This is a genomic window from Qipengyuania citrea (assembly GCF_009828015.1).
GTDB lineage: Bacteria > Pseudomonadota > Alphaproteobacteria > Sphingomonadales > Sphingomonadaceae > Qipengyuania > Qipengyuania citrea.
This window is the reverse complement of sequence record NZ_WTYG01000002.1, coordinates 587,184-611,379: the sequence shown is the minus strand read 5'-3', so window position 1 is coordinate 611,379 and position 24,196 is coordinate 587,184. Positions and strand designations below refer to the sequence as shown.

24 protein-coding genes and 1 tRNA gene are annotated in these 24,196 nt (G+C 64.5%); 15 read left to right on the top strand and 10 right to left on the bottom strand.

Going from position 1 to position 24,196, the window contains the following annotated elements; translation table 11 throughout:
• Positions 1 to 12: 12 nt before the first annotated feature.
• Together GRI55_RS08460 and GRI55_RS08455 are read left to right on the top strand one after the other, a co-directional pair.
• The gene (locus GRI55_RS08460) at positions 13 to 1,872 is read left to right on the top strand and encodes a cation:proton antiporter domain-containing protein (RefSeq protein WP_160766827.1); all 1,860 of its coding nucleotides are present in this window, start codon (positions 13 to 15) and stop codon (positions 1,870 to 1,872) included.
• A 48-nt stretch (positions 1,873 to 1,920) separates the two neighbouring features.
• A complete protein-coding gene (locus GRI55_RS08455; protein WP_050600515.1) occupies positions 1,921 to 2,103 on the top strand; it encodes a hypothetical protein in 183 nt (60 codons plus the stop codon).
• Between the two features lie 10 nt (positions 2,104 to 2,113).
• Here GRI55_RS08455 and GRI55_RS08450 read toward each other — a convergent pair.
• Positions 2,114 to 2,203: transfer RNA gene (locus GRI55_RS08450), tRNA-Ser, on the bottom strand.
• A gap of 126 nt (positions 2,204 to 2,329) precedes the next feature.
• Here GRI55_RS08450 and GRI55_RS08445 point away from each other — a divergent pair.
• From GRI55_RS08445 to mazG, 10 genes are all read left to right on the top strand, one after another.
• Positions 2,330 to 3,352 (top strand): lytic murein transglycosylase, encoded by a 1,023-nt coding sequence (locus GRI55_RS08445; protein ID WP_160766826.1) that lies wholly within the window; start codon positions 2,330 to 2,332, stop codon positions 3,350 to 3,352.
• The gene (locus tag GRI55_RS08440; RefSeq protein WP_160766825.1) at positions 3,336 to 4,331 is read left to right on the top strand and encodes an SPOR domain-containing protein; all 996 of its coding nucleotides are present in this window, start codon (positions 3,336 to 3,338) and stop codon (positions 4,329 to 4,331) included. The genes GRI55_RS08445 and GRI55_RS08440 overlap by 17 nt, the downstream gene beginning before the upstream one ends.
• A 35-nt stretch (positions 4,332 to 4,366) precedes the next feature.
• On the top strand, positions 4,367 to 5,527 hold the full coding sequence (locus tag GRI55_RS08435) for a D-alanyl-D-alanine carboxypeptidase family protein (RefSeq protein WP_237452456.1): 1,161 nt from the start codon (positions 4,367 to 4,369) through the stop codon (positions 5,525 to 5,527).
• Positions 5,524 to 6,165 (top strand): dTMP kinase, encoded by a 642-nt coding sequence (gene tmk, locus GRI55_RS08430; protein WP_160766824.1) that lies wholly within the window; start codon positions 5,524 to 5,526, stop codon positions 6,163 to 6,165. Before GRI55_RS08435 ends, tmk begins: the two co-directional genes overlap by 4 nt.
• On the top strand, positions 6,165 to 7,115 hold the full coding sequence (locus GRI55_RS08425; protein ID WP_160766823.1) for a DNA polymerase III subunit delta': 951 nt from the start codon (positions 6,165 to 6,167) through the stop codon (positions 7,113 to 7,115). The genes tmk and GRI55_RS08425 overlap by 1 nt, the downstream gene beginning before the upstream one ends.
• Entirely contained in the window at positions 7,108 to 8,667 is a 1,560-nt protein-coding gene (metG, locus tag GRI55_RS08420; RefSeq protein WP_160766822.1) for a methionine--tRNA ligase, read from the top strand. Before GRI55_RS08425 ends, metG begins: the two co-directional genes overlap by 8 nt.
• Positions 8,667 to 9,443: a TatD family hydrolase gene (locus GRI55_RS08415; protein ID WP_160766821.1), complete on the top strand. Its 777-nt coding sequence runs from the start codon at positions 8,667 to 8,669 to the stop codon at positions 9,441 to 9,443. Before metG ends, GRI55_RS08415 begins: the two co-directional genes overlap by 1 nt.
• A complete protein-coding gene (locus GRI55_RS08410; protein WP_160766820.1) occupies positions 9,440 to 10,207 on the top strand; it encodes an MBL fold metallo-hydrolase in 768 nt (255 codons plus the stop codon). The genes GRI55_RS08415 and GRI55_RS08410 overlap by 4 nt, the downstream gene beginning before the upstream one ends.
• Complete coding sequence (locus GRI55_RS08405; protein ID WP_160766819.1) at positions 10,204 to 10,371, top strand: hypothetical protein; 168 nt, start codon at positions 10,204 to 10,206, stop codon at positions 10,369 to 10,371. The genes GRI55_RS08410 and GRI55_RS08405 overlap by 4 nt, the downstream gene beginning before the upstream one ends.
• Before the next feature lie 131 nt (positions 10,372 to 10,502).
• Positions 10,503 to 11,267 carry a nucleoside triphosphate pyrophosphohydrolase gene (gene mazG / locus GRI55_RS08400; RefSeq protein WP_160766818.1) on the top strand — a complete coding sequence of 255 codons (765 nt, stop codon included), beginning with the start codon at positions 10,503 to 10,505 and terminating at the stop codon, positions 11,265 to 11,267.
• Here the strand turns inward: mazG and hflX are convergent.
• From hflX to dusB, 7 genes are all read right to left on the bottom strand, one after another.
• Positions 11,264 to 12,562 carry a GTPase HflX gene (gene hflX, locus GRI55_RS08395; protein ID WP_160766817.1) on the bottom strand — a complete coding sequence of 433 codons (1,299 nt, stop codon included), beginning with the start codon at positions 12,560 to 12,562 and terminating at the stop codon, positions 11,264 to 11,266. The genes mazG and hflX overlap by 4 nt on opposite strands.
• A gap of 17 nt (positions 12,563 to 12,579) precedes the next feature.
• Entirely contained in the window at positions 12,580 to 13,119 is a 540-nt protein-coding gene (gene hfq / locus GRI55_RS08390) for an RNA chaperone Hfq (protein ID WP_160766816.1), read from the bottom strand.
• A 169-nt stretch (positions 13,120 to 13,288) separates the two neighbouring features.
• Entirely contained in the window at positions 13,289 to 14,674 is a 1,386-nt protein-coding gene (gene ntrX, locus GRI55_RS08385) for a nitrogen assimilation response regulator NtrX (RefSeq protein WP_160766815.1), read from the bottom strand.
• A 6-nt stretch (positions 14,675 to 14,680) separates the two neighbouring features.
• Positions 14,681 to 16,912: a sensor histidine kinase gene (locus GRI55_RS08380; RefSeq protein ID WP_160766814.1), complete on the bottom strand. Its 2,232-nt coding sequence runs from the start codon at positions 16,910 to 16,912 to the stop codon at positions 14,681 to 14,683.
• An 82-nt stretch (positions 16,913 to 16,994) separates the two neighbouring features.
• A complete protein-coding gene (gene ntrC / locus GRI55_RS08375) occupies positions 16,995 to 18,407 on the bottom strand; it encodes a nitrogen regulation protein NR(I) (RefSeq protein WP_160766813.1) in 1,413 nt (470 codons plus the stop codon).
• A gap of 9 nt (positions 18,408 to 18,416) precedes the next feature.
• Positions 18,417 to 19,478 (bottom strand): two-component system sensor histidine kinase NtrB, encoded by a 1,062-nt coding sequence (locus tag GRI55_RS15235; protein WP_160766812.1) that lies wholly within the window; start codon positions 19,476 to 19,478, stop codon positions 18,417 to 18,419.
• A complete protein-coding gene (dusB, locus tag GRI55_RS08365; protein WP_050601296.1) occupies positions 19,475 to 20,494 on the bottom strand; it encodes a tRNA dihydrouridine synthase DusB in 1,020 nt (339 codons plus the stop codon). The genes GRI55_RS15235 and dusB overlap by 4 nt, the downstream gene beginning before the upstream one ends.
• A gap of 81 nt (positions 20,495 to 20,575) precedes the next feature.
• On the opposite strand from dusB, the gene GRI55_RS08360 reads away from it, so the two are divergent.
• Genes GRI55_RS08360 through GRI55_RS08350 form a run of 3 tightly spaced genes read left to right on the top strand, consistent with a single transcriptional unit; the run spans position 20,576 to position 22,720 of the window.
• Entirely contained in the window at positions 20,576 to 21,718 is a 1,143-nt protein-coding gene (locus tag GRI55_RS08360; protein WP_160766811.1) for a bifunctional 2-C-methyl-D-erythritol 4-phosphate cytidylyltransferase/2-C-methyl-D-erythritol 2,4-cyclodiphosphate synthase, read from the top strand.
• A gap of 10 nt (positions 21,719 to 21,728) precedes the next feature.
• Complete coding sequence (locus GRI55_RS08355) at positions 21,729 to 22,223, top strand: hypothetical protein (RefSeq protein ID WP_160766810.1); 495 nt, start codon at positions 21,729 to 21,731, stop codon at positions 22,221 to 22,223.
• Positions 22,220 to 22,720: a CinA family protein gene (locus GRI55_RS08350; protein ID WP_063505349.1), complete on the top strand. Its 501-nt coding sequence runs from the start codon at positions 22,220 to 22,222 to the stop codon at positions 22,718 to 22,720. Before GRI55_RS08355 ends, GRI55_RS08350 begins: the two co-directional genes overlap by 4 nt.
• Here the strand turns inward: GRI55_RS08350 and GRI55_RS08345 are convergent.
• A complete protein-coding gene (locus GRI55_RS08345; protein ID WP_063510835.1) occupies positions 22,717 to 23,172 on the bottom strand; it encodes a type II toxin-antitoxin system RatA family toxin in 456 nt (151 codons plus the stop codon). The two genes, GRI55_RS08350 and GRI55_RS08345, sit on opposite strands and share 4 nt — an antisense overlap.
• Positions 23,172 to 24,113 (bottom strand): lipoyl synthase, encoded by a 942-nt coding sequence (lipA, locus tag GRI55_RS08340; protein ID WP_063505353.1) that lies wholly within the window; start codon positions 24,111 to 24,113, stop codon positions 23,172 to 23,174. The genes GRI55_RS08345 and lipA overlap by 1 nt, the downstream gene beginning before the upstream one ends.
• Positions 24,114 to 24,196 lie beyond the last annotated feature (83 nt).

The following is a 24,196-nucleotide window of genomic DNA, read 5'->3' as shown; positions in this document are numbered from 1 at the left end:
GGGAATGACAGCGTGACCGGTTTCCTGATCCTCGCCTTCCTGATCCTGATCGCAGGGGTACTGGCCGTTCCGCTCGCCACGCGGATCGGGCTCGGCTCGGTGCTTGGCTACCTGCTCGCAGGCATGGCGATATCACCGCTCCTCGCCGCGTTGTCGGTCGATGTCGAGGCGCTGCAGGTCTTCGCCGAATTCGGCGTGGTGATGATGCTGTTCATCATCGGGCTGGAAATGGAGCCACGGCGCCTGTGGGCGATGCGCGGCAAACTCACCTGGCTGGGCGGCGGACAAGTGCTGCTGACCACGCTCGCGCTGACCGGCATCGCGCTGCTGGCCGACCAGCGCTGGCAGACCGCGCTGGCAGTCGGCATGGTCCTCGCGCTCAGCTCGACCGCGATCATCGTCCAGACGCTGACCGAGAAGGGCCTGCTCAGGACTGAAGGCGGCGAAGCGAGCTTCTCGGTGCTGCTGGTGCAGGACGTCGCGGTCATCCCGATCCTCGCGCTGGTGCCGCTGCTTGCGCTGCCCGAACTCGCCGGTGCGGCTGCGGACCACACGGGCGGGGGCGCGCATGGCGGGATCGACTTCACTGCACACATGTCGGGCTGGCTGGCTGCAGGCACACGGATCGGTGCGGTCGCCGCAGTGATCGCGATCGGCATCTTCGCGATCCGCCCGCTGTTCCGCTACATCGCGCGCGCCAATCTGCGCGAACTGTTCACCGCCGCAGCATTGCTCGTGGTGATCGGGATCGCGCTGCTGATGTCGCTGGTCGGCCTCTCGCCCGCGCTCGGCGCCTTCATCGCGGGCGTGGTGCTTGCCACCAGCGAATACCGCCACGAGCTCGAAAGCGACATCAACCCGTTCAAGGGCCTGCTGCTGGGGCTGTTCTTCATCACTGTCGGCGCGGGGATCGACTTCGCGCTCGCCAGCACGATCTGGGATTCGGTGGTGTTCTGGGCCGCGGTGACGGTGGCTGCCAAGATGGCTGTGCTGCTGGTCGTCGGCTGGTTCTACGGGCTGCGGCGGCAGGCGCTGTGGCTGTTCTGCCTGAGCCTGCCGCAGGCGGGCGAGTTCGCGTTCGTCCTGATCGCCTTCGGCGTCGCCAATGCGGTGTTCGAACCCGCCTTCGCCGATCAGTTGCTGCTGATCGTCGCGCTGACCATGCTGGTCACCCCGCTGCTGTTCATCCTCTACGACAAGCTCATCGCGCATGCCTATTCGACCGGGCAGGGCGGCCGCGAGGCCGATGCCATCGACGAGGACAACCCGATCATCATCGCGGGGCGCGGGCGCGTCGGCGGGATCGTCGACCGCATGCTTGATGCCGCCGGACACCGCGCGACGGTGATCGACTACAACAGCGAGCATTTAGAAGTGCTCAAGAAGTTCGGCGTCACGACCTATTACGGCGACGCGACGCGGCCCGACCTGCTCGCCAGCGCGGGGATCGACCGCGCGCGGATCCTCGTCGTGGCGCTCGACGAGCGCGAGCAGATCGACCGGCTGGTACGCTATGCCTGTGCCAACTTCCCGGGCCTGCACGTCGTCGCACGCGCCAAGGACCGCGACCATGTCTATCACCTGTGGGCGATGGGCTGCCGCGACATCGTCCGCGAAACCTATGACAGCAGCCTGCGGATGGGCCGTTCGGTCTACGAGGCGCTGGGTCACGACCGCCAGTCGGCCACCGCCATGGTCGAAGCGTGGGAGGAGATGGATCGCACCTCGATGCGCGAGATTGCCGATGTCTTCCGGCTCGATACGCCGTCTTACGAGAACGAGGAACTGCTTGCCAAGATCAGGGAGCTCAAGGCCGAATGGGATCCCAAGCTGCGCGAGGCGATGGACGAAATCGCCGCGCGCGGACGCTAGACGCAACCAGTCAGCATGCCGCGCGTTGGGGGAGGAAAGGAGAACACCATGACAATCCCGAAGCGCGATACCCCCCAGGCCCAGGATGACGCGGCGCAGGACGCCGAGGACAGCAAGACCATCAAGGATCACAAGGCCCTGCAGAACCAGTCTTCGATCGACCCGCAGGACTACCCCAAGGGCGATCGCAGCGCGCAATCGCTGGTCCGCAAGCCGGGCGACAAGGACTGATCGGGGCTCGTGGCGGAGAGGGTGGGATTCGAACCCACGAAGGGCTTGCACCCTTGCCGGTTTTCAAGACCGGTGCATTCAACCGCTCTGCCACCTCTCCGCGAGCGCGGGCTAGCTAGTCACTTCGGCCGGGCTTGTCACGCATTTACCTGCAAAGAGGACGGGCCGTGCCCCGTAAACGCCAAATGACACTTGCCGTTAAGCTTCGCTCTGCGACAATCGCCGGATGAAATTCAAACCCCTTCTCGCCGCCGCCGGGGCATTTGCGCTCGCATTGCCCGCCGTTCCCGCCACCGCCCAGCAGGACCTGAGCTTCGATGCCTATGTCCAGCTGCTGATCGCCAAGGCACGCGCCGAAGGTGTCAGCGAAGCGACTCTGGCGCGCATGACCGCGGGACTGGAGCCCAACGACCGGGTGATCCGGCTCGACCGTGCGCAGCCGGGATCGCCGACCTCGTCCGGCTATCCGGCTCTTGCGCCCTATATCGCGCGGCACGTCGATGCCGCGCGCATTCGCGGGGGACGTAGCGCCCGGGCCGAGTGGTCGGGCACGCTGCGTGCCATCGAACGCGATTACGGCGTGCCGGGCGAAATCGTGGTCGCCATCTGGGGACATGAAACCGCCTATGGCGCGGTCAAGGGCGGGTTCGACCTGTCGCAGGCGCTTGCCACGCTCGCCTGGGAGGGCCGCCGCCGCGACCTCTTCGCCAGCGAGTGGGTCGCGCTGATGAAGGTGGCCGACAAGGGCTACTCCCGCGGCGAACTGCAGGGCAGCTGGGCGGGCGCCTTCGGCAATCCGCAGTTCCTTCCTTCGGTCTACCTGCGGCTCGCCGCCGACGGCAATGGCGACGGCCGCGCCGACATCATGAACGACAGCGCCGATGCGCTGGCCTCGATCGCCAACTATTTCCGCGACGCGGGCTGGCGCGAAGGCCAGCCCTGGGGCGTGAGCGCCTATGTTCCCTCCGGCTTCGACGTCGCGGCCTACCGCACGCCGATCGCTGCCCCGGTGTGTTCGCGCGTCCACGAACGGCACAGCGTCTACAAGCCGGTGTCGGAATGGCGCGCACTCGGCATCCAGCCCCAGCGCGCGATCGGCGACGACGTGCTGGTCACGCTGTTCCAGCCCGACGGTCCCGGCACGCCGGCTTGGCTGTTAACCTCGAATTATCGGGTGATCCTCGAATACAACTGTTCGAACTATTACGCCATGAGTGTGGGGCTGCTCGCAGATGAAATCGCCGAATAGAATACTTCTTGCTACGAGCGCCGGCCTGGGCCTGCTCGGCCTCGGCGCCTGCGCTTCGAACGCGCAAGCCCCGGCCGCAAGCACCGCGCCCGTAGCGGGCAACGGCCCTGCCGCCGATTATCCCGTCGTTATCGGCGATCCGTTCACCATCGACGGCGTAACCTATACCCCGGTCGATACGATGAATTACGACCAGGTCGGCTATGCGGGGTGCGAAGAGGCCGGCGTGACGGGGGTGACCGGCGCGCATCGGACACTCCCCTTGCCGAGCTATGTCGAGGTGACCTCGCTCGACACCGGGCGGACCATCCTTGTCCGGCTCGAACGGCGCGGACCGATGAGCAACGACCGGCTGATCGCACTGGCCCCCGACGCTATCGCGCAGTTGGGGATCGGTGAGGGAGCTCCCATCCGCATGCGGCGGGTGAACCCGCCCGAGGAACAGCGTGCGGAACTGCGCGCCGGGCGCGAGGCACCCCCGCGGATGGACACGCCGCAGAGCCTGCTCGAAGTCCTCAAGCGCAGGCTGCCGCCGCGCGGCTCGGCGCCGCTCGGCGATCCGCGGCAAGCCGAGGTGAGCGGTGTCGCGCCGACGCCCGAGGTCATCGAAACCCGCGACCCGAACGAGGAGGCGCTGGTGGAAGATGCTGAGAATGAAGCGGAAGAGCCCGCGCTCACGCCGGCCGAACCGCCGGCCGGACGGCCGCAGTTGCGCAATGCAGTCGAAGGCGGTCCTGCCCGCGCCCCGGTCATGGTGCCGACCGATCCGGACGGGAAGTTCGCGGTCCAGCTCGGCGCGTTTTCGGTCAGGGCCAATGCGCAGAAGCTGGCGCGCGAAGTGCAGGGCTATGTTGAAGACAGCGGTGCCTTGGCAATCGTTCGCGTGGGACCCTTCGCAACCCGTGGACAGGCGGAGGAGGCGCTCGCCAAGCTTCGCTCACGCGGTTATAGCGACGCGCTGATACGACCACTCGATTGATCCGCCGCGGCTCCTGCCCGGCGACGGGAGCACACTTGCGCAACCGCCTGACTTTACTGGCTAGCATGGCAATGGCCTGCATTGCTGCGCCGCTTGGCGCGCAGCGTGCGCCGGGCGCCGCCATTCCCAGCGAGGCCGATGCGCCGATCGCCTATCTGCTCGATGCCACAAGCGGCCAGGTTCTCTATCAGCGGGAGATAGACCGGCGGTTCATGCCCGCGTCGATCACCAAGGTGATGACGACTTTCCTCGCTTTCGAATGGATCGACGAGGGCCGCCTCCTGCGTGAACGGATCTTCGGTGTGCGGCCGGAGACTTTCCGCCAGTGGCACCGCAAGGGCTCGACCATGTTCCTCGCCGAAGACGCGCGCGTATCGGTCGACGACCTGCTTCACGGCGTGACCACCGTCTCCGCAAATGACGGCGCGGTGGTGCTGGCCGAAGGCGCGGCCGGATCGGTCGAGGACTGGGTCGCTGCGATGAATGCCAAGGCGCGCGAGATCGGCATGGCCAACAGCCATTTCGGCAATCCCAATGGCTGGATGGACGAAGGCAGGACGTTCGTCACCGCGCGCGATCTCGGCACGCTGGCGCAAGCCATGGTGGTGCGGCACCCGACGAAATACCGTCATTTCGTCGGCGCGCAGGGTCTCGAGTACAACGGGATCGAACAGCGCAACCACGATCCGATAACCGGTGTCGTGCCCGGCGCCGACGGCATCAAGACCGGCTATACCAACCAGGCGGGGTTCGGGTTCCTCGGGTCCGCCGAACGCGATGGCCAGCGTCTCGTGATGGTGGTGGCGGGCAGCCCGGGCGGACGCGAGCGGCGCCGCGCCGCGCGGCAGTTCATCGAATGGGGATTTCGCAATTTCGACAGCCGCGTGCTGTTCGCGCAGAACGCACACATCGGCACGGCGCGCGTGCAGGAGGGCGGAGCAGGCACGGTCGGGCTGACCACGCGCCGGCCCTTGCGCATTGCCGTGCCCCGCGGCAGCGATCCCGAGATATCGCTGACAATCAGCTATGAAGGACCACTGCAGGCTCCGGTCGCGAAGGGTGAAGAAGTGGCCGAACTGGTGGTGTCGATCGCCGGCATGCCCGAACACCGCGTGCCGCTGGTCGCGGCCGAAGAGGTGTCCGAAGCCTCGATCGTCCGCCGCGTCTTGAACGCATTCCAGAGCTGGCTCGGGTGAGCCCGGGCCGCTTCATCGCCTTCGAAGGCGGGGAGGGCATGGGCAAGTCCACCCAGGCGCGCCTTCTGGCGGACCACTTGCGCAAGCGCGGTCTCGGGGTCGAACTCACGCGCGAGCCGGGCGGTACGCCGGGCGCGGAAGCGATCCGCACGTTGCTGCTCGATCCGCCGGCTGATGGCTGGACGCTCGAGGCCGAGGCGCTGCTGTTCGCCGCAGCGCGGGCGGATCACGTGGCGCGGCTGATTCGGCCTGCGCTCGGCGCGGGCCACTGGGTGGTCTGCGATCGCTTCATCGATTCGAGCAGGGCCTATCAGGGCGAGGCCGGGGCGCTGGGTGATGACCGCGTGATGGCGCTGCATTCGCTGGGTAGCGCGGGGCTATTGCCCGATCTGACAATCGTCATCAATGCGCCCGCGCAGGCGGTGGCGGGACGTCTCGCACAGCGCGATGGCGGCGTCAGCGACGCCATCGGCGGACGTGCAGCCGATTACCATGCGCGCGTCAACGCAGCCTTCCTCGCCTTCGCGCGTGCCGAACCCGATCGGTTCGCGGTGGTCGACGGCAGCGGCAGCGTCGAGGATGTGCATAGGCGCATCCTGGCGGAAATCGCCACGCGCTTCGGTGATGGGGCGGGCTGATGCTGCTCGGCCACGAGACTGCCTGGCGCGAATGGCGCAAGGCCCTGGGCGGGGAACGCATGCACCACGCCTGGCTGCTGGCCGGACGACGCGGCGTGGGCAAGGGCAGCTTTGCCTTCGCCGCCGCCTGCGAACTGGTCGGTGTGGATCCCGCTGATGCCCAGAACCATCCCGACATACTGACTCTCACCTACGCTCCCAAGGACGACAAGGAAGAACGCAAGCGCGCCGACGGCAAGCCATACGAGGTCGCGCGCAGCATCCGTATAGCGCAGGTGCGCGGCATGCAGGCGCGGCTCGGAACCCGCCCGACACTCGGCGACAAGCGCGCGATCATCATCGATCCGGCCGACGATCTCGAGCGCAATGCCGCCAACGCGCTGCTCAAGAGCCTGGAAGAACCGCCGATCGGCACTTATTTCCTGCTGGTCGCGCACAGTCCGGCCCGCCTGCTGCCGACCATCCGCTCGCGCTGCCGCGTGTTGCGCTTTCCGACGGTATCCGATGCCGAGATGGACAGGCTGCTGGCCGATCTCTCGCCGGGAGCGGACACTGCCACACGCGCGGCGGCGATTGCGGCGGCGGGTGGTTCGCCCGGCGCCGCGCTCCAGTTCGTCGACATGGAACTGGGCAAGGTGGGTCAGGCGATGGATGCAATCCTGGCCCGCGGCGATCCCGATTTCCAGCTGCGCGGCACGCTCGCGGGGCTGATCGGTGCGCGGCCCGACCGCGAGCGGATCCGCGCGGTGCTCGAACTGGCCCGCTCGGCAGTGGCGCAACGGCTCGACGGGGCGATGGCCGATCCGCGACCCGTCATCGACACGCATAGCGAACTGGTCCGCCTGACCGGCGAGCAACCAACCTATAATTTCGATGCGGGACTGCTGGCGATGGAAATCGGCACCTTGCTCGCCAAGGCGGCTACCGCTAGCGAGCGAGCCGATGGCTGAACCCTATTACCTGACCACCGCGATCCACTATCCCAATGGCAAGCCGCATATCGGCCATGCCTACGAGACGATCGCGGCTGATGTTATCGCCCGCTTCCAGCGCCTGCGCGGCCGTGAAGTCCGCTTCCAGACGGGGACCGACGAACACGGTTTGAAGATGGCCCAGAAAGCCCGCGACATCGGCAGCACCCCGCGTGAGCTTGCGGATGAAATGTCGGGCCATTTCAGGGAACTGTTCGATGTTCTGAACATTTCCTATGACCGTTTCATCCGCACCACCGATCCCGATCACCACCGCGCGAGCCAGGCGATCTGGGAGGCGATGGAGAAGAAGGGCGACCTCTATCTCGATCGCTACGAAGGCTGGTACTCGGTTCGCGACGAAGCCTATTACGACGAAGGCGAACTGGTCGAAGGCGAGGGCGGGGCCAAGCTCTCGCCGCAGGGCACTCCGGTCGAATGGACCGAGGAGGAAAGCTGGTTCTTCCGCCTGTCCAACTATGCCGAACCCCTGCTCGAACTGCTCAAGACGCCCGGTTTCCTGGAACCGGTGAGCCGGCGCAACGAGATGGTCGCGTTCATCGAACGCGGCTTGCAGGATCTGTCGGTCAGCCGCACCAGTTTCGACTGGGGCGTCAAGGTGCCGAGCGGCGATGGCCACGTCATGTATGTCTGGGTCGACGCGCTGACCAATTACATCACCGGCGTCGGCTATCCCGATGGCGGCGAATTGTGGGACAAGTTCTGGCCCGCCGATCTCCACCTGATCGGCAAGGACATCGTCCGCTTCCATACGATCTACTGGCCGGCCTTCCTGATGAGCGCGGATCTGCCGCTGCCGAAGAAGGTCTTCGGGCATGGCTTCCTGCTCAATCGCGGGGTCAAGGAATCCAAGTCAGCGGGCAATGTCACCGATCCGATGGAGCTGGCCGACAAGTTCGGCGTGGATGCGCTGCGGTACTTCCTCATGGCCGAGGTTACCTTCGGGCAGGACGGCAGCTATTCGGCGCAAGCGCTTGTTAACAAGGTAAATGCTGAACTAGCCAACAGTTTCGGCAACCTTGCCCAGCGCACGCTTTCGATGATCGCCAAGAACATGGCCGGCAAGCTCGAGCTGTTCTCCGCAGCCAGCGAAGACGATACGCTCCTAGCCACAGTTGGGAAGGCCTGCGCCGAAACGCTGCCGCAAGAATTCGAAGCGCTTAATTTCTCGGTCGGGATCGAAGCCTGGCTGCGAGCCGTGTATGCCTGCAATGCCTATGTCGACGAACAGGCGCCGTGGGGGCTAAAGAAGACCGATCCCGAACGGATGAAGGCGGTGCTGCAAACGCTGTTCATCGCCATCCGCGACCTCGCCATCGCGATCCAGCCCGTCGTCCCCGAAAAGGCCGCGGCGGTGCTCGACCAGCTGGGTATCCCGGCGGATCGCAGGTCCTATGCCAACCTTGGCGATGCGGACTGGTTCGGCGCTTTGGCGGCGAGCGGCCATGCTATCGACAAGCCGACCCCGGTTTTCCCGCGGCTCGAATTGCCCGAAGAGGAGCCCGCCTGATGCTCGTCGACAGCCATTGCCACCTTGAATACGAAGGCCTCGTCGAAGACCAAGACGCGGCGCTCGATCGGGCGCGCGGAGCCGGGATCGAGGCCTTCCTCAACATTTCGACCAAGCGCGCGGAGTGGGACCAGGTCGTCGGTACCGCGAAGGCCAAGCGCGACGTCTATGCCAGCGTCGGCATTCATCCGCACAATGCCGACGATCACGCCGAGTTGACACGCGAAGAACTGCTCGCGGCAACGCACGACGCTAAGGTCATCGGGATCGGCGAAACCGGACTTGATTACTATTACGACCATTCGGACCGCGCCGTGCAACAGGACCTGTTCCGCCTGCACATTGATGTGGCCCGCGAGGTCCAGCTTCCGGTTATCATCCACACCCGCGACGCAGAAGATGATACGCTCGCGATCCTCGAAGACGAGCTGGGGAAGGGGGCTTTCCCCGCGCTGATCCATTGCTTCACCGCGTCGGCCGAGTTCGGGAGGGCGGTCATCGACCTGGGACTGTCGGTCTCGATTTCGGGCATCGTTACCTTCAAAAGCGCAAAAGATCTTCAGGCGTTCGCGCGCGACATTCCGCAGGACAGGCTGCTGGTCGAAACCGACAGCCCGTTTCTCGCGCCGGTTCCGCATCGGGGCAAGCCATGCGAACCGGGCTACGTCCGCGACACTGCGCAGTTCCTCGCCGACCTTCGCGAGGAACCGCTCGCCGAGCTGGCCGCCTATACCACGCGCAACTTCTACAGCCTGTTCAGCAAGGCCGCCGCGTGAAGCTGCTCATGCTCGGCTCCGGCACGTCGACCGGCGTGCCGCGGATCGGCAACGACTGGGGCGAATGCGACCCGCACGAACCGCGCAACCGGCGCACGCGCGTTTCGATTATCATCGAGAACCAGGCGGGACAGCGGATTCTGATCGACACCTCGACCGACCTGCGCGCGCAATTGCTGGCGAACGGGATCGGCAAGGTGGATGCGGTCTTCTGGACGCATGACCATGCCGATCACTGCCACGGCATCGATGATCTGCGCGTCATGCGCTACGATCGCAGCAACCCGCTGCCAGGCTATGCCAGCAGAAAGACCTGCGACAATCTGCGTCGCCGGTTCGATTACATATTCGAAGGACAGCATGGTTATCCCACGTTGATGTCGCTCAAGGATATCGCGGACGCCAGGCTCGTTGCCGGTTTTTCCTTCGACCATGTCGAAATGCCGCACGGACCGGTGACCAGCACCGGCTTCCGGTTAGAAGCGGATGGAAAATCAATCGTTTATGCGACCGACTTCAGTGAGGTTACACCCAGCATGCTCAAATGCTTCGACCGGGCCGACATTCTTGTCGTCGACTGTCTTCGCAGGCGGCCGCATCCCACGCATGCGCATCTCGACATGGCGCTCGATCTCGCTCGGCGGGCCAAGGTTGGCCGCACGGTCCTGACGCATATGGACAAGAGCATGGACTACCGCAGCCTGTGCGACGAAGTACCCGATCATGTAACGGTCGGTTACGATGGCCTGACGATGACCGCATGAACGAATACCAGATCGTCTCGCTGATATCGCTGCTGGGGTTCCTGATCCTGGTGACCGGCGCATTCCGGGCACACCGTGTGAACGTGAAAAAGGGTTTCTACATGGCCGCAGCATGGGTGGGCATCTTCGCAATCGTCGTCCTGTTCATCGATCTGGTGCGGTAGGGCAGGACGCAGAAGCTCCTCCTCGCTCAACGACGTTATTTAACATAATATATATTATCATTCCATACGAGAGGGATAAGCCGCTGCCAAACAGCCTTACCCTTCCGCAGCCTTGGCGTTAGAAGACAACCATGTCCGATCAGACCGACCGCTTGCTCCGCATCATGGCCCGCCTTCGTGATCCCGTCAGCGGCTGTGAATGGGACACGGCGCAGGACTTTGCCTCCATTGCACCGTATACGATCGAAGAAGCCTACGAGGTCGCCGACGCCATCGAACGCAGCGACATGGACGATTTGCGCGGCGAACTCGGTGATTTGCTTTTCCAGGTCGTGTTCCATGCGCGCATGGCCGAAGAAGCCGGAGATTTTGCCTTCGAAGACGTCGCACGTAGCATCGGCGACAAAATGGAGGCGCGCCATCCGCATATCTTTGGCGATGAAGGTGGCATCATGGAAGACGGCCGGTGGGAGGATATCAAGGCTGCAGAACGGTCGCGATCGGGGCAAAACAGCGCGATGGACGGCGTCGCAAACGCGCTGCCCGCCTTGCTGCGCTCGCACAAATTGCAGAAGCGTGCAGCACGGGTCGGTTTTGAATGGCCCGATGTCACGGGCCCGATAGACAAACTGCGCGAGGAACTGGACGAACTCGCGCAGGCACAGACCGATGACGAAAAACTGATGGAGGCGGGCGACGTGCTGTTTTCCGTCGTCAACATCGTGCGCCGCTACGGAGTCGATCCCGAACAAGCCTTGCGCGCTTCGAACGCCAAATTCGAACGTCGTTTCAGGAAGATGGAAGAACTTTCGCAGAACGAGGGCGAAGATTTCGCCGCGCTCGACCTCGATGGCAAGGAAACCTATTGGCAGCGCGCCAAACGCACGATCGGTTAGTCGAGCGCCTCGTATTGCCCCAGTTCCTTGGGGTTGAGCCGCACCGTGATCAGCCGGTTTGCGCCGCCCTCCTCTTCGGGGACATCGTCGATCACCTCGCCATGCGCATGCAGCCAGGCAATCCGCCGGCCATCGCCAGCGGGAACCTCGAAAGTGCGGAGTGAGGCATTCCGGGTAAGCATCTCGCCGAGCCGTTCGAGCAGGGTATCGACCCCCTCTCCCGTCAGCGCCGACATCGCTACCACATCGTCATTGCCGACGACCTGTTCGGCCAGTTCTTCGGCATCTTCTGGCGATAACTGGTCCCACTTGTTCCACACTTCCAGGACGGGGATCGAAGGCTCTTCGCCTTCCTCGTCGGCCACCCCGAGATCACGGAGAACCTGCAGCACCTGCGCCTTCTGCGCGCCGGTCGACGGGTTCGAGATATCGCGAACGTGACAGATCACGTCGGCCGCGGTGACTTCTTCCAGCGTTGCGCGGAACGCGGCCACGAGCTGCGTCGGCAGGTCGGAAATGAACCCGACCGTATCGGACAGGATCGCCTTTTCGACCCCGGGCAATGCAATTGCGCGCATCGTCGGGTCGAGCGTGGCGAACAGCAAGTCTTCCGCCATCACCCCCGCTCCGGTCAACCGGTTGAACAGCGTCGACTTGCCCGCATTGGTGTAGCCGACCAGCGCGACAACCGGCCACGGCGCGCGTTCACGCCGTTCGCGGTGCAGGCCGCGGGTCTTGCGCACCTGCTCGAGTTCCTTGCGCAGCCGCCCCATCCGCTGCCGGATCATCCGGCGGTCGGCCTCGATCTGGGTTTCACCCGGACCGCCGAGGAAGCCGAACCCGCCGCGCTGCCGTTCGAGGTGGGTCCAGCTGCGCACGAGCCGGCTCTGCTGGTAATCGAGATGGGCGAGTTCGACCTGAAGACGACCCTCGGCAGTGGCCGCACGTTCGCCGAAGATCTCGAGGATCAGTCCGGTGCGGTCGATGACCTTGCGCGCCAGCTTGTCTTCCAGATTGCGCTGCTGGATCGGCGTGAGCGCGCCGTCGACCACGACCAGTTCGACCTCGTCCTGTTCGCAGGCGATGCGGATGTTATCGACCTGACCGGCGCCGAACAGCAGGTTCGGGCGCACTTCGCGAACGGGCAGCACAAAGCTCTCGGCGATGACCACGCCGATCGCCAGAGCAAGCCCCTCGGCTTCTGCAAGCCGCGACTGCGCGTCGAGGTCATAGGCCATCCCGCGAATGTCCGGGCACACCACGAGCGCCCGTGCTCCGCGAGAGACCTCGCCCATCAAGTCGTCATCGAAACTCAGCTGTCGTCCTCTTCCCAGTCTTCGGTCAGATCGACCGGTGTTGCGGGCTGGATCGTCGATACGGCATGTTTGTAGGCAAGCTGGACGTAACCGTCACGCTCGAGCAACATGCAGAACAGATCGTAGGACGCGATCCGGCCCTGCAGCATCACCCCATTGACGAGGAACATGGTGACCTGCGCTTCCGCCTGACGGACCCGGCTCAGGAACACGTCCTGCAGCAGCCGCTGCTTGGCCCCCGAACCCTGGCTCGTAAACTGCTCGGTATCGACCGGCTGCGCGGGCATGATCGTGCTGATCGCGTGCTTGTAGACCAGCTGCGACTGGCCATCGCGGCGCAACAGGATCGAGAAATTGTCGAACCAGGTGACAATGCCTTGCAGCTTCACGCCCTTGACCAGGAACATGGTCACCGGGGACTTGTTCTTGCGCAGCAGGTTGAGGAAGGCATCCTGCAGGTTCACGGGACGGCCGCCCGATGCAGTTTCAGGGGGTTTCGGACGCGGTCGTGCCGAGAGTGTCTTTTCGCCGGACATGTCTTTTCCCGTTTCTTGGCGGCCCTCCACCGAGCCGCAATCTGGGCGCCCGCGACGCCCGTGTGTGCATCCGCAACTCTTTGCGAACGCCATTAATGTGGGACATCGCACCGTCGTGCGCAATGCATTCCTTATTCTGCCGCACAACGCGCAACTTTCCCGATCGCTCCTACTTTTTCGGCTCGCTCGGCTTGCGTTCGACCATTCCCAGCAGCTTCAGCTTGCGGTGCAGCGCGGAGCGCTCCATCCCGATGAAGGTTGCGGTCTTGGAAATATTGCCTGAAAAGCGCCGGATCTGGACGGTGAGATACTCGCGCTCGAAATTCTCGCGGGCTTCGCGCAGCGGCGCTCCCATCATCGCCCCCACCCCGCCGTTTCCGCCGAGCTTACCCCCGAGCACTTCCTCGGGCAGCATGTCGACCTCGATCTGTTCGAGATTTTCGCGCGGGGTCAGGATGATCGTACGTTCGACCACGTTGCGCAGCTGGCGCACGTTGCCCGGCCAGTCATAGGCCTGCAGCGCCGCCATCGCCTCGTCGCTGATGGTCGGGGGGCGCAGACCCTGTTCGGTAGCATAGCGGGCAAAGAACCCGTCGGCGAGCGCGGGGATATCGTCGCGCCGCTCGGCCAGCGAGGGCACTTCGACGGGCACGACATTGAGGCGGTAGAACAGGTCTTCGCGGAAGCGCTTCTCCTCCATTTCGCCGGTGAGATCGCGTGAGGTGGACGAGACCACCCGCACATCGACGCCAATCTGCCGGGTGCCGCCCACGCGGACAAAGCTCTGCTCGGTGAGCACCCGCAGGATCCGTGCCTGCGTGGAAAGCGGCATGTCGGCGACTTCGTCGAGATAAAGCGTTCCCCCGTCAGCGGTCTCGAGCAGGCCCGGGCGGACCAGCTTGCCATCGGCTTCCTCGCCGAACAGCTCCTCTTCGAAACGTTCGGGCGTTATCCGGGCCGAATTGACTATGACGAAGGCCTTGTCGGCACGCGGGCTCCAGCTGTGGAGCAGCCGGGCCGCCACTTCCTTGCCTGCCCCGGCAGGGCCGGTGACCAAGACTCGGCTGCCGGTACTGGCGACGCGCTTCAGTGTGGCGCGGACCGCATTGATCACTGCCGAATTACCGGTGAACTCGTCACCCTGCCCCTGGTTTTCGCGCAGCCGCGTATTCTCGCGCCGCAGCCGTTCGGTCTCGGTCGCACGTTCGACCAGGTGCAACAGCCGCTCGGCCTCGAACGGCTTCTCGATGAAATCGACCGCGCCGCGGCTGACCGCACTGACCGCGGTGTCGATGTTTCCGTGGCCCGAAAAGATGATGACCGGCAGATCGGGTTCGCGCACCTTGATCGCGTCGAGCACTTCCAGCCCATCCATCTGGCTGCCGTGCAGCCACACATCGAGCAACACGAGGCTCGGCCGCTTCTGGTCGATGGCTTCCAGCGCGGCGGTGCTGTCGGCAGCGGTACGGCAGTCGTACCCCTCGTCGCTCAGCACCCCGGCCACCAGTTCGCGGATGTCGCGTTCGTCGTCGACGATCAGAATATCCAGCGCCATGCGTCCCTATCCTTCATTCTTTGTCGTTGTCTGCGCGTCGCTTTCCTCGGCGAGCGGATCGCGCGCGAAGCGCATCGTCACCCGCGTGCCCCCGGTCTCGACCGAGGTGAACGTCATTTCACCGCCGTGTTCCTCGACGATCTTGTTGACGATCGCGAGGCCCAGCCCGGTGCCCTTTTCACGCGTCGTCACATAGGGTTCGAGGATATTAACCCGGTCTTGCGGCAGGCCGATACCATTGTCTTCCACCGAGACCGAAATCGAATCCTCGGCGGTCTCGACCTCGACGCGGATCCTGCCCCGGTAGTCGACACTCGCCGACTGCGCTTTGGCCTCGATCGCCTCATAGGCATTCTTGAGCGTGTTTGTCAGCGCCTGGCCCAGTTGGTGACGGTCGCAGCGGATGCGCAGCGGGCCTTCTTCTGGGGCCTGGAAACGGTAATCCACCGCGGGATGCGCCACTTCCTGCAGGAACAGCGACTGGCGGATCAGGTCGATCGCGTTTTCCGTCCGGAAGGTCGGCTTGGGCAGCCGCGCGAAGCTTGAGAATTCGTCCACCATCTTGCGCAGATCGCCGACCTGGCGAACGATCGTGTTGGTCAGTTCGTCGAACAGTTCGCCGTCGATCTCGATCTGTTTGCGATAGCGCCGTTTCAACCGTTCGGTCGCCAGCTGGATCGGGGTGAGCGGGTTCTTGATCTCATGCGCGATCCGGCGCGCGACATCGGACCATGCCGCCTGACGCTGGTCGAGCAACTGCCGCGTGATATCCTCGAATGTGATCACATGGCCATCGCTCTCGCGGCCGATCTTCACGGCGAAGGTCAGCAGTTCGCCATTGCGGCTGTGCGAGATGACGCCCCTTGTCAGCCCGCCACGCACCATGGCGCCGATCTGCGGGGCCAGGTCGTCGAGTGTCGCGGGCGTGCTTTCGCCCGCCGCATCGTAGCCCAGCATCGACTGCGCGGGGGCATTCATCAGCAAAAGGTTCAGGTCGGCATCGACCGAGATGATTCCCGCACTCACCGATTCCAGAACCGCTTCGATGAACCCGCGCCGCTCCTCGAGTTCGATATTGGCGGAAAGCAGCGCATCGGTCTGTTTTTCGAGCTGCGCCGTCATGCGGTTGAAGGCGCGGTTGAGCAGGCCGATCTCGTCGGCCCCGGTGCGCCCTTCGACGCGCAGCGCGAAATTGCCCGCACCGACCTTGCGCGCAGCGGCGACCAGATCGGTAAGCGGTTCGACCTGCCGGTCCGCGAACCGCAAGGCAAACCATACCGCGACGCCCACCAGCGCCAACGAGACGAAGAACAGCGCGAGATTGAAGCGCAACTGCAGCGCACGTGCACGCTTGGTCAGTTCCTCATAGGCAGCGGAAATCGAGCGGGCGGATTGCCAGCTGCGGAAGGTCGCCGCCTCCGCATTGCGCGCGGTGTAGAGATAGATCCCCGCCTCGCGATCGATCGGCGCCACCGCCTCGATGCGTTCGGCGCTGCCGCGAACCGCAACCTGTTCTCCGCGGGCAAGCTTTTCATAGGCATCCTGGGCGAAGGTTCGCGGATCGCTTGCCTCGCTCAGGCCATAGACCACGGCAGTGCGCATGGTGTCGTCGGGCATCGCCTGGAGGATGGCGCTTTCGATGACATCGCGCGGTTCGGCCTGGTATTGGTAGACGAGCGCAAAGTTGGGATCGGTTACCTGAACGCGCGCAAGGATGGCGCGCATGTCCATTGCCATCGAGATCGTTTCATTGCCGAGATCGAGCTGGTTTTCCTCGTAATATCCTTCCGCGAGCTGGTTGGCATTTTCCATCAGTCCGCGAGAATTGTCCGAAAACCAGAAATCGACGCCCGACTGGAACAGAAAAGCGGCGAACCCCGCCACAAGCAGCGTCGGGACCGCTGCGATCATCGAAAAGAAGAACACCAGTCGGACATGAAGCCGCGCGGTACTGCCGGCAGCGCGCCGCAGCGCGATCCGCCGCCCGGCAAGCACGAGCAACGCCATGGCGGGGATTAGCGTACCGATCAGCAGGCCGGCTACCTGCCGCGATGGCAGGAGCGCGCCATCGGGCGGTGCATTGGTGAAGGTTGCCCAGGTGCTGGCAACCATGACCAGGAAAGCGATTGCGGCGACGACCTCGATATAGCCGACCATGTTGCGTTTGCGCGAGGTTACGACGAACCTGCGCCACCAGCGGGGCGTCTGTCGTCCACTTACTGCTGTTCGCGTCGCCATCGTGGCGCGCATACAACGGGACTGTTGCACTTTTGCAAGTATAAATTCGTCAAACCCGCCGCGGTCCGGTCGAAACGCGGGATCAACGGCGTCGAGCGTAGCTTTCAGGAGCTATGTCGAGTTCGGAAAGCCGCTTGCGCAGCGTGTTGCGGTTGATGCCAAGCATCCTCGCAGCGCGCAGCTGATTGCCCTCGGTCCGTTCGAGCGCGAGTTCGAACAGCGGCCTCTCGAAGGCAGCCAGTGCGGTGTGATAGACAGCCCCGTCGGCCGGCCGCGCGTGTCCGAGCCAGCGCTCTACCGCGGCGGCAAGACCGTCCTTCTGCCCCTCGCCCGTCTCTCCGCGCGCGGCAGGGAGGATGTCTTCGACCGCGGCTGCATCGATTACATCCTCGCGCGCCATGAGGACGAGCCGGAAGACTGCATTGCGCAGTTCGCGCACATTGCCCTGCCAGGGTCGCGCCTCGAGCGCGTTGATCGCCTGCGCATTGGCCTTGCGGACGGGCAGTCCTTCATTCGCCGCCTGGCCGAGGAAATGGCGGACCAGAGCGCCGATGTCCTCGCGCCGCTCGCGCAGCGGCGGCAGGTGAATCGGTACGACGTTCAAACGGTAATAGAGGTCCTCGCGGAAACGCCCGTCGGCGATCATCGGGGTGAGGTCGCGATTGGTGGCCGCCACGATCCGGACGTCGACCCCGATCTCCTGCCGCCCGCCGACGCGGCGAATCCGCCCTGACTGGAGCGCGCGCAACAAGCGCGTCTGCGCTTCAGCCGGCATGTCGCCGATCTCGTCGAGGAACAGCGTGCCGCCGTTCGACTGTTCGAACTTGCCGATCTGCTGTCCGACCGCGCCCGTGAATGCACCGCGTTCGTGCCCGAACAACTCGCTTTCGAGCAGATCGTGCGGGATCGCCGCCATATTGACCGCCACGAACGGACCGGTCTTGCGCGCGCCAAGCTGGTGGATCGCCTCGGCGACCAGTTCCTTGCCCGTGCCGCTTTCACCGGTGATCAGTACCGTGAGATCGTTGCGCAGGACCCGCGTGATCATCCGGAACACGCCCTGCATCGCCGGACTGCGGCCAATCAGCGGAAGCGCGCTGTCTTCGCTGTCGTCCGCGCCCTCGAGGACCGGCCGACTGGCGACCGCTTGCGCAACCGCCTGCGTCAGCTCGTCAAGATCGAAGGGCTTGGGGAAATATTCGAAAGCATCGCTATCGCTCGCGCGGACCGCCGTATCGAGCGTGTTCTGGGCCGACAGGACGATCACCGGCATGTCGGGCGCGCGCGATCGCACGGCATCGATCGACGCCAGACCGTCGCCGTCGGTCAGAATGACGTCGGTCAGCATGACGTCGAACGCCTGCTCGTCCAGCAAGACATCGCGCCGGGCGAGCGTATCGCACGCCGTAACTTCGAACCCATCATCGCGCAGCGCTTCGGTGATCACCGTTGCAATGCTCTTGTCGTCTTCGACCAGCAGGACCGTGCGTGCCATGTGCTCCCCCTACCCTGCGACCGCCAGGTTAATGCGAAAATGGGTTTCACCCGCGCGCTCGTCGCGCTGGTGCGAAATGCGCCCACCCATGTCGCGCAGCAGCTTGCGCACCAGGGCAAGCCCGAGCCCTTGCCCGTGCGGCTTGCTCGAAACGAACGGTTCGAACACGTGATCGCGCAGCGCCGGTTCGATCCCGGATCCGCCGTCGGTGACCGTGATCTCGATCGGCAGGCGGGTCGCCTTGCCCAGACGGATGGTGTTGAAGACCAGGCCGCTGACGAAGCGGGTGCGCACACGCACCCGGGCGCCGTCGAGCGCGGCGCTGGCATCGCAGGCATTGGCGATGAGATTGATCAGGACCTGCTCGAGCGCGCCCTGATCCGCCGCGACCGGGGGGAGCGAGGGATCGAATTCCTCCACCAGTTCGCAGGGATCGTCTCTTCCCGCGCGCACTGTCGCCATCGCGTTGCGAATGGCCTCGTGCAGGTTGCACGGCCCGGTAATCTCGATCGGCTTCGCGCCGAGCTGCTGCATGCGATCGATCAGCTGCGCGATCCGATCGACTTCGGCGGAGATCATTTTCGCCAGCGGCTTGTCCTTCCCTGCCACGCGGCGGGCGAGCAGCTGGCTCGCCCCCCGGATGGCGGAGAGTGGATTCTTGATTTCATGTGCGAGAACCGCGGGTGCGCGCAATTCGACGCGCTCTTCGGCGTCCTCGTCATTGTCGGGCTGCCCTGCGTCGGACAACGTGAGCACGCGCCATCCCGCGGATGCATGAATGGGCGAGCTGCTGATATTGATCCGCCGCTCACCGACAGCGGTGGCGATGGTCACGCCTCTGGCGATGACCTGCGCATCGACACTCGAGAGGCGCTCCGTGAGCCGTTCGTCGGCGATTCCCACGACATCCCAGAACCGCTTTTCGGATAGCTTGCGGGCGCTGCGGCCGAGCATTTCTTCGGCTGCATAATTGGCTTCGACGATGCGATCGTCCTCGTCCAGCAGCAGCACCGCGAAGATCATCGCGGCAAGCTGGGCGCGCGCATCGGGTGCGCCGGAAGACGGGGTCACGCGGCGCGGCGCCGCAGGAAGGGCTCGTAGAAGGCTTCGATTTCCTCGAGCACCTTGCGCGGATCGTCGATGAAATTGACGAAATTGCGGAACTCCGCCGAGCCGTGCATGCCCTTGGTGTACCACCCGAGATGCTTGCGCGCGATCTTCGTCCCGACGCCTTCGCCGTAATGATCGAGCATCGATCGGTAGTGTTCGACAAGGACGTCGTACTGCTCGTCGAAAGCAGGCGTCTCGAGCACTTCGCCGGTGCGCCACCAGTGCATGATCTGGCCCAGCAGCCACGGTTTGCCATAGGCCCCGCGCCCGATCATGATGCCGTCGGCACCCGATTGCTCGAGCGCGGCCGCGGCGTCGGCTATCGTGCAGATATCGCCATTGGCGATGACCGGGATCGAGACCGCATCCTTCACCTTGCGAATGAATGCCCAGTCCGCGTGCCCCTTGTACATCTGGTTGCGGGTTCGGCCATGGACGGTGATCATCTTCACGCCGAGGTCTTCCGCGATATGCGCCAGTTCGGGGGCGTTGAGATCGGCATGGTCCCAGCCCATCCGCATCTTGACGGTCACGGGCACATCGACCGCCTTGACTGTCGCTTCCATCAGCTTCGTCGCCAGCGGCACTTCGCGCATCAACGCCGACCCGGCCAGCTGACCCACGACCTTGCGCACCGGACAGCCGAAATTGATGTCGATGATAGCCGCGCCGTTGTCCTGCTGCAGCTTGGCCGCCTCGGCCATGCTGTCGGGATCGCAACCGACCAGCTGCATCGACACCGGTTCCTCGATCGCGTCCCAAGCCGCCTTCTGGACGCTCTGCCGCGTTTCGCGGATCGCCGCTTCGCTGGCGATCATCTCGGTCACATTGAGGCCCGAGCCATAGCGCCGCACCAGGCGCCGGAACGGCAGGTCGGTCACGCCGGTCATCGGCGCGAGCACCACCGGCGTGTCGATCGACACGTTGCCGACCTCGATCGGCTGCGGGGGTGCGGGCGGGAGCGGTTGCGTCGTCATATGGGATTCATTGCCTAAATATTGGGCAGGCACATAGTGCGTTGCAGCGAAAACGGCAAGCCGCTAGCGCGCTGCTTTCGTATGCAACACGCGCCCCCCCTTCCCGCCTTCGCGGCAATCATCGTCGCCGCAGGGAAGGGTATCAGGGCGGGACAGCCGCTGCCAAAGCAATTTGCGGACTGGCGCGGCAAACCGGTGCTGCGCCACTCGGTCGAAACCCTACTCGAAGCCGGGGCGGCCCCGCTCGTCATCGCGATCCCCGAAAACGGCGAAGCGGCTGCGCACACGGCGCTGGACGGACTGGCGGGCTATACCCTCGTCGCCGGAGGCGTGACACGTCAGCAATCGGTTGCCCGGGCGCTGAGCGCTATCGAAAGCGCCGATACCGTGCTGATCCACGACGCGGCGCGGCCGGACCTTCCGCCCGCGGTGATCGAACGCTTGCTTGGCGCGCTTGAAACCCACGCTGGCGCCATTCCGGTCCTCCCGGTCGTCGACAGCCTGGCTTTCGAGGAAGAGGGTATGATGGCCGGCGCCGCGCCGCGCGAACATTTGCGCCGGGTCCAGACACCGCAAGCTTTCCGCTTTGCCGCCATTCGCGATGCGCATGCCATCTGGGCAGGCGAAGCCGATGCGGGCGACGATGCGCAGGTGCTGCGTGCAAGTGGCGGAGAAATCGCGCATGTCGCGGGCGACGAACGGCTTGCCAAACTCACTTTCGCGGAGGATTTCATGACCCGATTACCGCCCCTGCGCACCGGCATGGGCTACGATGTCCACCGGCTGGCCGAAGGCGAAGAGCTGTGGCTCGCTGGGGTGCGGATCGAACACGACAAGGGCCTGGCCGGCCATAGCGATGCGGATGTGGCACTACACGCCATTGTCGACGCATTGCTGGGGGCGATCGCTCAAGGCGATATCGGCAGCCATTTCCCTCCCAGCGACGCGCAGTGGAAAGGAGCGAGCAGCGATCGCTTTGTCGAACACGCTGCCCGGCTCGTGCGCGAAGCCGGCTACAGCGTTGGCAATATCGATCTGACGATCATCTGCGAAGCGCCGAAGATCGGGCCGCATCGCGACGCCATGCGCGCGCGGATCGCCGAACTGCTCGGCGTTGACATCACCGCCATATCGGTAAAGGCCACGACAACAGAGCGGCTCGGTTTCACGGGCCGCGGCGAAGGAATTGCAGCGCAGGCCGTGGCAACCGTCATCAGGGAGTAGATTGATGCGCATGGGATATCGCAAACGGATGGGCGCCGCAGCGCTTGCTGCATTTGGCCTGCTTGCGGCGCAGCCGGCGCTGGCGCAACGCTGCATCGCCCCGCAGGACGTGACCGATACCGGCATCTATGCGGTCCCGATCCTGGCGGAAGGCTTCCGGGCATCGTGCACGCCCTACCTAGCCGAGGACGGATTTTTTGCGACCCGCGGCGAAGCATTCGTCGCGCCCTATGCCTCGATCCAGTCGGATCGCTGGCCCGGCGCTTTCCGTACCTTCATGGCGCTGGCGAACGGCAGGGAAGACGACGGCACGGCCGCGATGCTGTCCGACCTGCCACCCGAGACACTGCGCCCGATCGTCGACGCCTTCCTGGCGCAGAAGATCGAGCAGGCCATGGAACTGCTGGCGCCCCTTCCCCCGGAGAATTTCGGCGGACTGCTGACCTTCATTCTCGATGTTACCGATGTGAAGGAACCCGGCATCTGCCCGGCTGAGCAGCCATGACCGGCGGACTGCTTCCCGACGACATCGAGACGCTCGCCCGCCGCGTAGTCGAGGAAAACGCGGCGCTCGGGCGCAAGGTGACCGTCGCCGAAAGCTGCACCGGCGGTCTTGTCGCTGCCGCGCTAACCGAAATCCCGGGATCGTCGGCCGTGCTCGACCGCGGTTTCGTAACCTATTCGAACGAAGCCAAGATGGAATGTCTCGACGTTTCGCTCGAGATCATCGAAACCTTTGGGGCAGTTTCGATCGCCTGCGCCTGGGCCATGGCCAAGGGCGCGCTCGACAGGAGCCATGCCGATGTGGCGGTTGCCATCAGCGGGGTCGCCGGGCCCGGCGGCGGCACCGATCTCAAGCCCGTGGGGACGGTCGTCTTCGCGCGTGTCGTTCGCGGAGATGGCGTCGAACCCGAAGGCGAACTCAAACGGTTCGAGCCGACTTCGCGCGCCGATATTCGCCGCGAGGCGACGATCTGCGCGCTTGAACTCTTGCTGCCCTAGAGGTTGGCGGCGGCGTTTTCGCGGCCGTACAGTTCGTCCGCACGATCTTCGAACGCCTGCACCATTTTGCGGAAGGCACGGTCGAAATACTGGCCTGCCAATGCTTCGAAGACCGCGTTGCGGAAAGTGAAATCCACGCAGAAATCGATCTCGCACCCTCCGTCCTCGGTCGGGGTGAAGGTCCAGTTGTTGTCGAGATCCTTGAGCGGTCCGTCGACGTAGAACACTTCGAGGTGCTCGGGACGCTGCTTGACGACGCGGGAGGTGAACTTCTCGCGGATCGCCTTGAAGCCGACCAGCATGTCGGCGACCATTTCGGTTTCGCTGTCGCTGCGCACGCGCGTCGCGACCACCCACGGCAGAAATTCGCCATAGCTGCCCACATCGGCGACGAGGTCGAACATCTGTTCCTGGCTGTAAGGCAGCCGCCGTTTTTCACGGATGCCGGGCATCAGGCGCCTTGCTTGGCGAGCTTTGCTTCGCGCGCGGCGCGCATTTCGGCGAAATCGTCGCCCGCATGATAGCTCGAGCGGGTCAGCGGGCTCGATGCGACCTGGAGGAAGCCCTTCGCCCGCGCGATCGAGCCATAGGCCGCGAACTGCTTGGGCGTGACGAATTCTTCCACCTTCGCGTGCTTGGGCGTAGGCTGGAGATACTGGCCCATGGTGATGAAATCGATATCCGCGCTGCGCATGTCGTCCATCACCTGATGGACCTCGAGCCGGCCTTCGCCCAAGCCGAGCATAATGCCCGACTTGGTGAAGATCAGCGGATTATGGACCTTCACCTCTTCGAGCAGGCGCAGCGAGGCATAGTAGCGCGCGCCCGGGCGGATCGTCGGATAAAGCCGCGGGACGGTCTCGAGATTGTGATTGAAGACATCGGGGCCCGCCTCGCAGATCTCTGCGATCGACTGCTTCATCCGTCCCTTGAAATCGGGAGTCAGGATTTCGATCGTCGTATTCGGCGTTTCGCGGCGCAGCGCGTTGATCACTTTGACGAACTGCCCCGCACCGCGATCGGGCAGGTCATCGCGATCGACGCTGGTGATCACGATATGCTCGAGACCCATGGCCGCTGCAGCGGTCGCGGTGTGCTCGGGCTCGAGCGGATCGACGGGCATCGGCATGCCCGTCTTGATGTTGCAGAACCGGCAGGCGCGCGTGCAGGTATCGCCAAGGATCATCACCGTGGCGTGTTTCTTGGTCCAGCACTCGCCAATGTTCGGGCAGGCCGCCTCTTCGCACACCGTGTGCAGGTTGAGTTCGCGCATCAGCTTGCGCGTTTCCTGATAGCCCTTGCTGACGGGCGCCTTCACCCGGATCCAGTCGGGCTTGCGCTGCATCTTGGGGCGTTCGCCCTCGGGCCGCGGTGCGGAAGAAAGGTCGTTCATAGCGCGGCCCATCTAGGCCCCCTGCCCGCCAACGGCAACCCGCATAGCTATGCGCCGCCCCTTGCCACCGGGACCATTTCACG